The organism is Candidatus Magnetobacterium casense (assembly GCF_000714715.1).
Classification (GTDB): domain Bacteria; phylum Nitrospirota; class Thermodesulfovibrionia; order Thermodesulfovibrionales; family Magnetobacteriaceae; genus Magnetobacterium; species Magnetobacterium casense.
In genome coordinates this window covers 1-13,433 of record NZ_JMFO01000037.1, presented here as the reverse complement: position 1 = coordinate 13,433, position 13,433 = coordinate 1, and the positions used below count along the sequence as shown (strand labels likewise).

Genomic DNA, 13,433 nt, shown 5'->3' with positions numbered 1-13,433 from the left:
GGGTTCTGAAGGGGCCAGGTGCGACCTGGAGCGAAAAAGAAGCGGAGCCGCCCCTTTCTTTTTCTTACGGTCGGATGCGATTGCCCTGATAGCATACTTGAATCCTTACAAGTAAATGAGTTATGATCTGTAAACAGGGCAGCGATGTTCACGGATATTTTTTTACATTGCGGACGGGTGATTAATCGACCATGCTTGTATCCTTTGAGGGCATAGATGGCTGTGGCAAGTCTACGCAGGTACATGCCGTATCGCGGAGGTTGGCGCAGAGCGGGCATGAGTGCGTAACTACATTTGAGCCGGGTGCGACGCGGACCGGGGCACGCATCAGGCAATTGCTCCTCGATGTGTGCCTCGACAACATGGCACCATTGACCGAGCTGCTGTTGTTTAACGCCCAGAGGGTTCAGCACATCGAAGAGGTCATAAGGCCCGCGCTGAGCAGGAAAAAAATAGTCCTGGTTGACAGATTCACGGATTCAACCATTGCCTATCAGGGTTTTGGCAGGGGGATTGATCTGTCGCTGATAGAGACCCTCCGGCGGCTTACGACCAATATAGCGCCGGATATAACCTTCCTGCTGGATATCGATGCCGCAGAGGGAGTCAGAAGAACCGCCGCTCTTAACAAGACCGACAGGATGGAGTCAGAGGCGCTTGATTTTTATGAAAGGGTCAGAGTCGGATTCCTGGAGATTGCAGCTATGGAGCCTCAGCGGGTTGTGACGCTGCAAGGGGCGGCCCCTCCCCAGGAACTCACGGAGACTATCATGGCTATGATTATAGATAGGCTTGCGCGATAGAAAAAAACAACGGGTAGAGGCAAATCGACTCTCTAACCGTTGGAATGTCTACCTGATATTTACCGCTAACGCAGCAAACCTATCACGCTGTTAATCTTTGTCCGACTTGACCCCATCTTTGCGCTATCTTTAAATCTCTACTTTAGAGGCAATTGTTCCATCGAGGTTGATTATATACAGGTATGATTTACCTTGTTGTGGATTTGTATATCCTCCGCCCATCATCGAACCACCGAAATCTGTTGTCGTAACGTAAATCTTGTCGCCGGCAAAGACCGGGACAGATGCAAAGTTACCGTCAAGGGAGATAGCCAGTGGTTTTGAGTCTTGTGTCAGCGGCAACTGTACGGCATACACGGTTGATTTTGATGTGCCCGATGTATTGTAATAGCCCATCATGTTGTACTGAGACATATCCGGCATCGATGTAGACGCAACCAGGAGTCCACCATCAGGTGACAAAACAGGCCGCGAGACATAGCCGGTTAGTTTAACAGATGATTTTTGCCCGGCGGAGGTTATGGCAGTCAGTGTGGATTCAAACGTGCCACTGCCCATGCCAGATGCCGCACCAGTCCTGTAAGTTACCAGATAGGCAGTGCCATCACCGCCAACAACGGCGGATGCCGACATGCCATTCATCATACCAAAGTTATCACTACCGCCCATACCTGTACCGCCACCCATACCCATGGCATAGACCTGAATAACCGTTACCAAAGTTACCATCAATGCTGCAACTAACACCTGATACTTTTTCATAGTATCCTCCTTTGTTTTTTTTACTGTACCCTGACAATGTCAAGGCCTGCTATGTTTATAGTTAAACATAACAAGTTGAAGAAAAAATGAAGAAGCGCAACAACTTTTTGAGAACTTACAATTGGCATACTTGAATCCTTAAAGATAAATGAGTTATGATCACTAAACAGGGCAATGATGTTCACGGATATTTTTATATTGCGGACAGGTAAATAGCAGCCATGGTTGTATCCCTGGGCGCCATACTTGGGCACGAGCGTGCGATAAGGGTCTTACGCGGGATGGTGAGGCTGGACAGGATAGCCTCGGCATACCTCTTCAGTGGTCCGGCCCAGACGGGCAAGAGGCTCGCTGCCCTGTCTTTTGCCAAGGCCATACACTGCATGGACGACACCCCGGGGCGTGATGACGCCTGCAACCGATGCCTCTCCTGTCACAAGGTGGATGCCCTGACACACCCCGATATGAGGGTTATAGCAGCCGAAGAGGGCATGATCAAGATCGAAAAGATCAGGGAACTCGAAGACTTCCTGTCCCTGACGCCAATAGAGTGGCGGTCGAAGGTATTGATTGTGGATGACGCAGACAAGCTAAATGCAGCAGCGGCCAACGCGTTCCTCAAGACCCTTGAGGAGCCACCCGCAGGCAGCGTCATAATCCTGCTCAGTGCCTTTGAGGAGAGCCTGATTGATACGATCCGTTCCCGGTGCGTGCTCATAAACTTTACACCGCTTTCGTTGAAGGCTGCCAGGGCGGTAGTCGGCTCAATGGGTAGGGATATTGCAGAGACACACCTGAGGCTGTCAATGGGCAGCATCGGCCCTATGCTCTCCGATGAGGTTATAGACAGACGCAACAGGGACATGGCCACATTCAAGGCACTGCTTACCGGGGAGAAGGTTACACCGTGGAAGGAAAAAGAGGAGATGACACAATGGTTTGAGTCAGCCCTTGTCTTTATCAGGGACATGATGACCCTCAAGGTCGAACCCGATAGCGCCGTGCTGATAAACAGCGACAAGAGACAGGAGTTGAGGGACCTGGGCAAGAACGTTGCCCCCGGGACTCTCGTGGAACTCTACGAAAGGATTTTGGGACTTATGAACTATTTTATCTTTAACATAAACAAGTCCATTGTGAGCAATTACGTGCAGGCGATGTTGGAAAACGCCTTTGCTAAACGCCATCCGGGTGCCGGTACGAGCAGGGGGACAGGGGGATGATGCACTTTATGTTGTCGGAGAGAGAAAAAGGTTAGAATATGCCAGATATTGTTGGAATAAGATTTAAGAAGTGCGGGAAGATTTACCATTTTGAGGTAACCAATCCCGATGTGTTGCAGATTAAGAAGGGCAATTCCGTCATCGTGGAATCGAGTTTTGGGCTGACCATCGGCAATGTCGTCACGGATGTCAACAGCGTTGAGAGCTACGACAAGGAGCTGAAGCGGGTGATGCGCTTAACGACGGAGGATGACTTCCGGATAAAGCAGGAAAACGACGAGCTTGAGCAAGAGGCCAAGGCGTTTTGCCAGGAACGGGTGGTGTCCAGGGGGTTGATCATGAAGCTGATCAACACTGAGGTAACGTTGGACAGGAAGCGGATAGTGTTTTACTTTACGGCCGAGGGCAGGATTGACTTCCGGGAACTTGTCAAGGACCTGGCCTCACGCTTTAAGACGCGCATAGAGATGCGTCAGATCGGGGTCAGGGATGAGACGAAGTATATAGGGGGGCTGGGGATATGCGGTCGGGAGGTCTGTTGCAGGACGTTTCTGTCGAATTTTGCGCCGATCTCCATTCGGATGGCCAAGAGGCAGGACCTCGTACTCAACCCCGGCAAGTTATCGGGGCTGTGTGGCCGGTTGATGTGTTGTCTGGGCTTTGAGGTGGATGATGGCAGTTCACCGGCGGAGGTGGTTGAGCTTACGGAGGACTCGCCAATCCTGGAGGAGCTTGATACCGAGGATGAGTACCTGCCCTTTGAGCGTCTGGCCGAGTCCATAGAGGCCCGGCAGCGGCAACTGACCTCCACAGAGGCAGACAGGTGTGGTCCCTGTGACACGTGCGGGGGTGAGGCGGGGACATCGAAGCCGGACGGTGAGCAAAAACGTGACGGCAAGAGACCCCCTCGCAGAAGACGTCACAAAAAGCCATCCGCCGCCACGACAGAGGGCACACAGCAAGCCGGAAAGAAACCCGATGCTGCAGGCACCACGATAACCGCACCTGCATCCCCTGCATCGGAGCGCACCGATGCCCCTAAAGACGAAGGGCAGCAACAGCAGCAGCCAAAAAAGAAGTGGCGACCAAAAAGACACAAGCCAAAAAAGAAGACTGAATAACCGGAGGCTTACTCGAATATGAAAGAAAACCTATACGTAACAACCCCCATATACTACGTCAACGACGTCCCACACATAGGCCATGCCTACACCACGGTGGCGGCGGACATCCTGGCGCGGTTTAACCGCCTGATGGGCAGGGAGGTGTTTTTCCTCACCGGCACCGACGAGCACGGACAGAAGGTGGAGAAGGCCTCATGCCTGGTTGGTCGTACTCCAAAGGAACATGCGGATGTCCTCTGTGAGAACTTCAAAAACCTCTGGGTAAAGTTAAACGTTACAAACGACGCATTCATCAGAACAACAGACCAGCAGCACATCCGGGTTGTCCAGGACATGCTCCAAAAGCTCTACGACAAGGGCGAAATCGAAAAGCGTCAGTACAGCGGTTTTTACTGCACCCACGACGAGCGTTTCTGGACGGACAAGGAGGTCTCCGATGGCAACTGTCCCGACTGCGGCAGGGCCATTGACAGGATCGAGGAAGAGAACTACTTCTTTCTGATGTCGAAGTATCACGACAGGTTGGTGAGGTACATCGAAGACACGCCTGGGTTTATACAGCCACAGAGCAGGCGCAACGAGGTCCTGGGATTTCTCAAAAGCGCTCCTTTGGGTGACCTGTGCATCTCGCGTCCAAAGAAGAGGCTCTCCTGTGGTGTGCCCATGCCCTTTGACGAGGACTTTGTGACCTACGTGTGGTTTGACGCCCTGATGAACTACTACTCGGCAACGCTCTACCTTGCCCCTCCTACGTCAGGGCAGTGGTGGCCGGCGACCTGGCACCTCATTGGCAAGGACATCCTGACCACGCATTCGGTCTTCTGGTCAACCATGCTCATGGCCCTTGATATGCCGCTGCCAGGGCACATCTTTGCTCATGGCTGGTGGACTCAGGAGGGCAAGAAGATGTCCAAGTCCCTAGGCAACGTCGTAGACCCCTTTGATGTCATTGACCGCTACGGAGCGGATGCCTTCAGGTATTTTCTCGTCAGGGAGGTGACCTTTGGACTGGATGGCGATTTTTCGGAGGCCGCACTCATTGGGCGCATAAACAGCGACCTGGCAAACGACCTGGGTAACCTGGTCAACAGGACTTTCTCCATGCTCCAGAGGTATTTTAAAGGCGTTATTCCACAGCCAAAGATACCAGACGAAGGGCTTGAAAACTTGGCGGCAGGAACCCGTGTTATCATAGAGGACTCCTTAAAGGAGCTTGCGTATCAAAAGGCGCTCAATGCAATATGGGAGCTTACAGGCTTTTTGAACAAGTACATAGACACCGAAAAACCCTGGGTACTGGCAAAGGACCCCAAGTATGCCGACAAGCTGGCCAGTGTTATTTATAACTGCCTGGAGGGATTGAGGTTTGTCAGCGTGTATCTGTATCCGTTTATGCCTCAGATGTGTGAGAAGCTCTACGGAGCGTTAATGCATAAGGACATTCGGGATGTGAAACTATCTGAGGTAGAGTATGCTAAGTGGGGTGGGCTTGGTCATGACAGGGCGGTGTCTGAACTGCCGCAGTTGTTTCCGAGGATAGAGAAGGCTGTAGAGGTCGTAGCGACAGAGGCGGTAGTGGCAGAGGTCAAACCCGCTGATAATGTTGTTGCCGTCGGTGAACTTATCGGCATCGAGGACTTTGCGAAGGTAAAGCTCAAGGTTGGCAGGGTGGTATCCGCCGAAAAGGTGAAGGGTTCATCGAAGCTGCTGCGCCTTCAGGTAGACACGGGGGAGATGCGTCAGGTGGTGGCGGGCATTGGCAAGCACTACAGTTGCGAAACTGTTGTTGGCAGGAGCGTTGCGGTGGTGTGCAACCTCAAACCGGCCAAACTGATGGGGATCGAGTCCCAGGGAATGCTACTGGCAGCCTCGGACGATACAGCGATGTCGCTACTAACGCCAGACAAGGAGATAGCACCCGGAGCCACAATTAAATAGCAAGAGAAAGAAAAGGGGTAGCACTCCATTCAAACGTGGACACATTGGTTAATCATACAATGCCATATTATGTGGGTACAGAAATGGCTTAAATCCTGCTATCCACGGTTGATTGTGGTGCTACCCAAATGAAAATGGCCCGCTACTTATCCATACGCAGCACCTCCCTCCTCGGCGGTATAGGGTATAGACAAGCCGTTAACTTGTTTGCTTTCTTTTAGGGAAGCTATTAAAGATGTATTATATGCGTGCGCGCAAGAGGGATGCCAGACACCTGACGACACAAATTATATGTCTCGCATCTTCTCATACGCTATTGTATAACGAGGGCAGATACAAATGTCAACCCCCCTATGAAATTTTTTTTTGGGATAGAGGACTATTCGGGTCGGAAACCACGATCCATTAATTGTTTAAAGGTATATGGGCAAGTCTCAGGCAATACCCTGGCGCTAATGCCTGTCTCCTCTTCAAATTCTTCCTTAGCTGCTATAAATCCTTTAGCTATAACGAATTCTATATTATATTTCAGGCTTGGATTGTCCTCAAGTAAAAAACCAATATCCGTTCTTTGAGTAGCTATTGTTGCACTCCAACTTCCACTACGCAGTTTTGGTTGGTACTGCCATTTTAGCAGGTGCATTATTAACACCTTTAATCGACTCAATAGCTCTCTTTTGTTATTCCTGGCCATGCCCTCCAGCTCCTCTATTATATTCTCCAGGTCTATCTCTGCAAACCTGCCCTGCCGCAACAGATCGGCATTATGAAACGCCCATTGATAGAAATCTGTTTCATACAGAGAAGGTTCTGTAAGTGTATCGCTATGCGTTTGTGTCATGGTATCCATATTTATATGCTAACATTAGCGGCGGGATATCTGTCAAGGGGACGGGGGGCTTTGTGCCAGTTGTCAAACGGGCGTCAGATATGTTATCGTAGTGGCAGAGAGGGATATAAAAGTACAGAGAGGTAAAAGCGATGCAGATGTTATTGGAATCACGGGTTGACAGGTTAGAGGTTGCCAGGGCGGAGTTTTACGAGGTTTGCAGGGAGCTGAAGCTCGAGGCTGCCGAGATCAAGCGTGAGGCCGCCGAGCGCGACCGGAAGTACAAGGAAGAAAAAGAAGAACGCGACCGCAGACAAGAAGAGAGCGACCGGAAGTACAAGGAAGAGGTAGCGGAGATTAAACGTGAGGCTGCCGAGCGCGACCGCAGGCAAGAAGAGCGCGATCGGAAGGACAAAGAGGATCATGAGGCCTTTCGTAAAGAGATGGCGGAGATAGCGAAAGGATCCCGACAGCAAAGGGCTGAAATTGCCAAACAAATGGGTACTCTAGTTGAGGATATAATAGCGCCTGGTGCGATTGCCCTGATAAAACAATACTTTAAATGCGATCCTACCTCTTTTTGTCTGAGATACAATAAAAGAATAGGAGGCAAGAATTGTGAGGTTGATATAATGCTCACATGTCAGGACAGGGTCTTTGTTATAGAGGTAAAATCCAAACCAGATGAACGAGATGTCACTAAGATACTGGCCAAGGTAGAAACACTGCCGATCTTTTTTGACGAGTGCAAAGGCAGACAGATAATCCCCATGCTTGCCAGTGTCGTCGTTGAGGATGAAATTACCAGATTTGCGACCATACAAGGCCTCTATGTCGTTGCATACAGACAATGGGAGTACCTCGACATACTCAACTTCGATGAGATAAATACAAACCAGGAGAACTCTCCCCCGCCCTACATCCTCCCCTAATCCCTCCATAAAGGGAGGGGGATGGCACTATCACTATCACTGCAGGACTACCCGGTAAAAGAAAGGGGGCAACGCTGCCCCCTTATGTGTTTTAGAGATAGACGATGTTGAATTTCACCCAGAACATGCGCCCTGGCTCGTAGATGCGAACGTTTGTGGGGGTCAGGTATCCGCCAACGGCTGCATAGCTCTTGGATAGGTGTTCTGCAAAGTATTGGTCAAACACGTTGTCCACACCGACGGTCAACTGCGTTATCTTTGTCGGACGCCAACCGGCGTTTAGCGAAAGCACGCCAAAACCCGCCGTAGGACCAATATCCATCCCATTGGTAACGATGCCGCCCGATCCGATATCGTAACGCTTCTGTGTGGTAACAAGTCGCCACAGGGCACCAAAGGAAACGACCTTGTTGTCGTATTGACCGCTCAACTTAAACTCCAACGGTGGTTGCTGGGCCAGTGGCTTGTTGTCGGTATCGTTTTCGCCGTATACGTATGCCAGGGCACCTGTGACCTGCCAGGTATTGGATATCTTATACGTGATGTCACTCTCTCCACCCAACACTGTGGCATCTACATTACGTGTGACGGCAGGGGATGGCGACCAACGTATCAGGATGTAGTCGTTTATCTTACCGGCAAAACCGGCAATTGATCCAGACAGTTTGCCGGCTCTCCAGTGCAGGCCCACGTCCAGTTGTGTCGTCTTTTCGGGGTTGATGCTCAAAAATGCGCTTTTACCGGTAGCTGTAGAGGTTGTGTCGGCATCATATCTCGATCTCTCCCAAAAATCCGCGAAACGTTCGGCATGACCTACGCCGGCATACCACACACCAGAACCACTGCCGATCTCTCCTTCATAGCGTATGAAACCACTGGGTAAGGCATCTCTGTCCCACATACCTTTGGTGTTGTTGGGATTACCGGGACACATAGTGCTTGCAACACATTTGCGGCTGTCCAGGGCCTCGTGGATATCCAGACGCAGGCCGCCAATGACCTTTTTGTCACTATCAAGGTTTTGCGTAAGCTCGCCAAAAACGCCGTACTGATTAAAGCGCATATCCTCATCCCTGGGTTTGGACTCATACATTACGTTGGCTGCGTTGGCGCTTTTTTGTTCCATGGCGCCGCGGAAGGTATGGGTATCACGCTTTGCATCTGCCCCAACAACGAGGTCGGTCATGGCTCCAAGCGTTAGTGTTGACTTGATATGCCCTCCCATAGTTTCACGGTCCGGATTATTGACGGAATACTTACCAGTTGTGTTAGAACGAAGCTTGTAGTTATCCATGACATGGTCAACGTAGTTGTAGTAGAGCATGGCATCGAGCTTCTTCCACACAGGGGAGATATCTTTCCTGATAAACTTCAGGGCAACGTTTTCACGGTCAAACTTTGAGCCATCCATTGTGCGGTCGGCATAGGCTGCCCTGCCATCGCTCTTAATGGCAGATAGCTCAAGGAGGGTTTCATCGTTGGGTGTCCAGCCAACTGCGGCGCTCGTGCTCCAGCGCGTGTAGAAGGAATGAACCAGGTTGCCGTCTCCGTCTTCATAGTCGTCCGAGTCGGTTCGGGTGGCTATAATCTGTCCATAGCCTTTTTCGTAACCGACACGCAAGTCACCTACCTGGTCGTTGCGACTGAAACTTCCAAATGTCAGACTGCCATTAAAGGTAATACCGGGTGTCTTAAAACGTTCTATATTCCTCTCAAACAGAACAGCTCCGGCGGAACTCCCAGGACCGTTAAGAACCGATTGCGGCCCTTTAACAACGGTGATAATGTCGTATGATTCCGGAAAGACATACGCAGTGGGCGGGTCCATGCGTCCACCACACCCGCCAAATATCTGTTGACCATCCAGGAGTATATTCAGCCTTGACCCCGACATACCGCGAAACACCGGGTCCCCATCGGTGCCTCCCTTGCGGATAATGGAAAAACCGGATATGCCCTTGAGATACTCGGCACCATCATGGGCAGGGACCGGCTGGTGAGGCGCCTTTGGATTGGTTGTTACAGTCAGAGGTTCAACACTGACAGGGGCAGTGACGACTACCTCTTCAAGACCGTATATCCCGTGAGTATCTGTCTTGGGTGATGAGGCGTCGTCGGCTGTTGTTTCCTTGCTCTTCGTTGTACTCTCCGAGGCCATTGCCGTCTGCGGCAGGACACATAACACCCCCATCGCAAGCAAAACCATCATAACACATAAAGCCGCTCCCGGCATAAACAAACCAACAACGGATACAAACCGTCTTGCAGGTTTATACATAATCAATAAGACCTCCTTATTTCGTAAAGTAGATTTATAGCCGTAAGTTAAACGAGGAAGCTATATTGCCGTGGAGGTTTGTCGCTTATGGAGGACTGTATAAACTTATATCCATGTCTATCTGATGGAAAATACGAAGCTACATCTTCAAGTATCTCTGATGAGAATATCCCTTCACAGAAAGAGTCAACATAATTATCAGACACCAGGTCAAGGCTATCGTTAGAACATACATCGAGCGTGGCAAGCAAACTGCCCGCACCCTTAACGCTTATGTTGAGGCATTGTGGCTTTACAACACCAAAAGATACTACTATAAGCATCACTGCAAGTATGTTTTTCATGTATTCATGTCTTTTCAGGATACTACCATTACCATCCGTGTATTTGACCAAATCACCGCAATGATGATACAACATGACAACCTGCTTTGTCAACATATAGAATTGCCTCATCTGAAAATCTATACGAAATAAGACCTGTTGCAATACATATTGCCAAAATGCTTAAATATCACTATGCGATAAACAGAGCCGCCCCTTTCTTTCTTTGGATTGCATGCAATACAAACGCGCTATAATAGTGCAATATCGAAAAAGGGGGAGGTGTTATTCTTATAACGGAAGTAAAAAATTGAGTTTATGCGTAGGCTCTATAGTTTAACAAGTTTTGACACGTATGCAAGCAACTCTGCCACCGTGTAGTCGTCGTAGGGTTCGATGACCTTATCTGAGGGCAGCTCTCTGAGGATTTCAATGGCCGACCTGCGCATGTTGTTAGCCTTTAGGGGGTCGTTCTGGCGCTCATACAAGGCACCAAGCTCTATGTAGGCCGGGACAAACGAAGGGTCTATGTACATGATCTTCTGAAACAGCTCCCCGGTCCTCTGTAGTTGGCCAGTGTTTTCGGCGATCTGCGCTAGTACAAAGTAGGGTGTCACCTCCAGGGGGTTGATGTTTACGGCCTTTTCACACCACATCGTAGCCTGGCTGTAGTCGCCCATGTTGGCATACGTCCTTGCCATAAAGACAATGGCTGCGAGGTTGGTCGGTTCAGTCTTCAGAACGGTGTTTGCGCTTTGTATGGCGGCGTTGTAGTTGCCTTTCCTGTACAAGTCTGTGGCGCCGGCCAGGAGAGATTCAGCGGTGGGTGGGGCGGCAGCAGCAGCAAAAGCAGCGGCAACAGAGGGTTGAACATGGAGGGGTTTAGGCAGGCGTGTGTCAGAGGTCGGGATGCTGAGTGGTTTTTCATAGATCATTGCAGGCGGCGGAGGTGGGGGGGAGTGGTAGTGTAATACCTGTGAGGTTTTTCTTCTTCAATGGGACTTGCCACCTTCTGGTAGATTATCGACGCCGGATGTATGAAGGACTTTAATGAACCCAGGGCAACCGTGTACAGTTCGGCATGTCCGGTTATCAGGTAGCCGTTTTCGGTGAGCGTATCGGCGAACTTCCTGATGATCGAGGCCACGGTGTCCTTGTCAAAGTATATGAAGACGTTCCTGCAAACGATGAGGTCTATATCGCAGATATCGGTGCTGTGATGAGGATAGACGTCCTTTACCAGGTTTCCAACCTGGAAGGAGACCATGCTCCTGATTTGTGAGTCGAGGTGCCAGCCGTCATGTTTTTTGATGAAATAGCGGCGTTTTATTTCCGGTTCGACCATTCTGAAAGACCAGTCGTTGTATATGCCGACCCTTGCACGTTCAATGGCCCTGGGGTTGATATCGGTGCCTATGATGGTGGTGGTGAAGTGTCTGACCTGTGGCATCAGCTCAAACAGCTCAATGGCAATGGAGTATGTCTCCTCCCCCGTGGCACACCCGGCGCTCCAGATGCGGATGGTCTTTTGCCCCTCCTTTCGCCTGATAAGCTCGGGGAAGATGTGCGTGCGCAGTATCTCAAACTGTCCGCGGTCCCTGAAGAAGTAACTCTCCCCCGTCGTCAGCGATTCCGCCAGGTGTTGCCATTCGCCGGCGCTCTGCCTGGAATCGGACTCAAGCATGTTATAGTACTGGTGGAGATTGGCCAGCCCCAGGGAGTGAATTCGGGCGGCAATTGTTTTCTCCAACAGTCTCATGTCATCCATCTGCAGCCCTATGCGCAGTGCGATAAGTTGTTTAAAGTGTTCCAGCATCATAAGTATTTGCCCATTAATCTCAGGGTGTCATCACCCTGCCGATAGTCTAACCGATGGCGGTACGGAAAATCCAGTGACGTTTACTTCAACCTTACCCCGCCCGTTGCCATTGCAGTTAATTGACGGGGGGCTTCTACCTCGTGGATGTCGAAACACCCGTACTGCCCCCACAGTTGCCGAATGAAGTCCGTATTGCTGTTTGACACCAGCACGTGGCAATCTCGTGTCGCCAAGTCTGCACAGATTCGTGACAGATCGATCTGGCCTTGCTCCGTGAAGCCCTGTTTTGCCTGCGATAATTAAGTCTTTCGCCAGCGTAAGCAATAGCTCGGCCTTCTCCATGTCCTCACCTCCTTTCTGTTGTAAGTTGATTGACCGTCAATATTATAGCAGAAGTGGTGGTGACTGGGCAGGCAACAACGCCGGTTTCAGCGGTGGAAATGGAAAAGGCCGTCTTGCGATGACGGCCCCAGAAGGGAACGAAATTACTCAGTGTGGAAACAGCTTCATTAACACGGCTATGGCTGCAATCCCCGCAGCCATGATAGTACCTAATCGGACAGACAGTCGAAGTTCAAGTTCTTTCATGTCGCGTCTAAGCAAGTCCATGTCCTTTTTAAGGGCAACTTCAAGGTCTTTCATATCCCTTTTAAGGACAACTTCAAGGTCTTTCATATCCCTTTTAAGGGCAACTTCAAGTTCTTTCAAGTCCCTTTTAAGGGCAACTTCAAGTTCTTTCAAGTCCCGCTTTGTGGCTAATCCTTCTTCTATCAGGTCTGACATAGCCTCTGCCTGTACTTCGGCCTGTTCTTCCGTAAACCCCACGGCCTTTAGTTTTTTTACGTATGCGTGTGTGTCAAATATTAACGTGTCATTCATACTATACCTCCGTACTTCATTATACCATATTATCTACAGTGAGGAGGGCATTTACATCATCTGCATCAGGGCAATCGCATTAGAAAAAATTGTAGTTGTTGAACTAAGTAACTGTCCATAATTAACTTGAACAATTAGGTGCTATAGTATAATTCCATTCACCATGAAATGAAGCCTTAGTTAAATTAACTTTGTCAAATTCTTCATCAGACACCTTAATTCCCTTTGAGTAAGCAGTTGTATCCAGTTCTGCCTTGATCTTTAAACCCTTATTTGTTGTGGTGCTACCTATTAGATTTACGATTATCTCATGGCTTGTCAAAGGCTTACCACGCCAGTTCATGCTTATATGGCAGAACATTCTATGTTCTATTTTATTCCATTTGCTGGTTCCCGGTGGAAAGTGACAAACCGATATGTTTAAACCTGTTTCGTTTGCAAAACGTTGGAGTGCAACCTTCCACAAACGGACACGATAGCCATTACTGCCCCCGCAATCAGCAGTAATGAGAAGTGTTTTAGC

Annotated in this window: 14 protein-coding genes; 5 read left to right on the top strand and 9 right to left on the bottom strand. The window is 49.8% G+C overall.

The window, feature by feature from the left end; genetic code table 11:
• The first annotated feature begins 191 nt into the window (after window positions 1-191).
• Window positions 192-803 carry a dTMP kinase gene (tmk, locus tag Mcas_RS14205; RefSeq protein ID WP_040336212.1) on the top strand — a complete coding sequence of 204 codons (612 nt, stop codon included), beginning with the start codon at window positions 192-194 and terminating at the stop codon, window positions 801-803.
• 129 nt (window positions 804-932) lie between these two features.
• Here the strand turns inward: tmk and Mcas_RS14200 are convergent, their stop codons facing one another.
• Window positions 933-1,565 carry a hypothetical protein gene (locus tag Mcas_RS14200; protein WP_040336211.1) on the bottom strand — a complete coding sequence of 211 codons (633 nt, stop codon included), beginning with the start codon at window positions 1,563-1,565 and terminating at the stop codon, window positions 933-935.
• Window positions 1,566-1,786: 221 nt separating this feature from the next.
• On the opposite strand from Mcas_RS14200, the gene Mcas_RS17105 reads away from it, so the two are divergent.
• From Mcas_RS17105 to metG, 3 genes are read left to right on the top strand one after another with little or no spacing between them, the layout of a single operon-like run.
• A complete protein-coding gene (locus Mcas_RS17105; protein WP_052567505.1) occupies window positions 1,787-2,788 on the top strand; it encodes a DNA polymerase III subunit in 1,002 nt (333 codons plus the stop codon).
• Window positions 2,789-2,826: 38 nt separating this feature from the next.
• Window positions 2,827-3,909 (top strand): PSP1 domain-containing protein, encoded by a 1,083-nt coding sequence (locus Mcas_RS17845; RefSeq protein WP_040336210.1) that lies wholly within the window; start codon window positions 2,827-2,829, stop codon window positions 3,907-3,909.
• A gap of 18 nt (window positions 3,910-3,927) precedes the next feature.
• Window positions 3,928-5,850 (top strand): methionine--tRNA ligase, encoded by a 1,923-nt coding sequence (metG, locus tag Mcas_RS14185; protein WP_040336209.1) that lies wholly within the window; start codon window positions 3,928-3,930, stop codon window positions 5,848-5,850.
• Between the two features lie 379 nt (window positions 5,851-6,229).
• On the opposite strand, the gene Mcas_RS14180 is transcribed toward metG, so the two are convergent.
• Window positions 6,230-6,691, bottom strand: coding sequence for a DUF29 domain-containing protein (locus Mcas_RS14180; RefSeq protein WP_052567509.1), 462 nt, complete (start codon window positions 6,689-6,691; stop codon window positions 6,230-6,232).
• Between the two features lie 140 nt (window positions 6,692-6,831).
• Here Mcas_RS14180 and Mcas_RS14175 point away from each other — a divergent pair, with 140 nt between their 5' ends.
• Entirely contained in the window at window positions 6,832-7,611 is a 780-nt protein-coding gene (locus Mcas_RS14175) for a hypothetical protein (RefSeq protein WP_040336208.1), read from the top strand.
• Window positions 7,612-7,702: 91 nt separating this feature from the next.
• Here Mcas_RS14175 and Mcas_RS14170 read toward each other — a convergent pair whose 3' ends face one another.
• From Mcas_RS14170 to Mcas_RS14140, 7 genes are all read right to left on the bottom strand, one after another.
• A complete protein-coding gene (locus Mcas_RS14170; protein WP_200873713.1) occupies window positions 7,703-9,889 on the bottom strand; it encodes a TonB-dependent copper receptor in 2,187 nt (728 codons plus the stop codon).
• A gap of 47 nt (window positions 9,890-9,936) precedes the next feature.
• Window positions 9,937-10,329, bottom strand: coding sequence for a hypothetical protein (locus Mcas_RS14165; RefSeq protein ID WP_040336207.1), 393 nt, complete (start codon window positions 10,327-10,329; stop codon window positions 9,937-9,939).
• 212 nt (window positions 10,330-10,541) lie between these two features.
• Window positions 10,542-11,147, bottom strand: a complete 606-nt coding sequence (locus Mcas_RS14160) for a tetratricopeptide repeat protein (protein ID WP_040336206.1) — start codon at window positions 11,145-11,147, stop codon at window positions 10,542-10,544.
• Window positions 11,144-12,031, bottom strand: coding sequence for a CheR family methyltransferase (locus tag Mcas_RS14155; protein WP_052567504.1), 888 nt, complete (start codon window positions 12,029-12,031; stop codon window positions 11,144-11,146). Before Mcas_RS14155 ends, Mcas_RS14160 begins: the two co-directional genes overlap by 4 nt.
• 80 nt (window positions 12,032-12,111) lie before the next feature.
• Window positions 12,112-12,264, bottom strand: a complete 153-nt coding sequence (locus Mcas_RS18345; RefSeq protein WP_235203628.1) for a hypothetical protein — start codon at window positions 12,262-12,264, stop codon at window positions 12,112-12,114.
• Window positions 12,265-12,520: 256 nt separating this feature from the next.
• On the bottom strand, window positions 12,521-12,910 hold the full coding sequence (locus Mcas_RS14145) for a CCDC90 family protein (protein WP_040336204.1): 390 nt from the start codon (window positions 12,908-12,910) through the stop codon (window positions 12,521-12,523).
• Between the two features lie 121 nt (window positions 12,911-13,031).
• The coding region (locus tag Mcas_RS14140) for an ISAzo13 family transposase (RefSeq protein WP_040336203.1) at window positions 13,032-13,433 on the bottom strand (402 nt) is incomplete at its 5' end.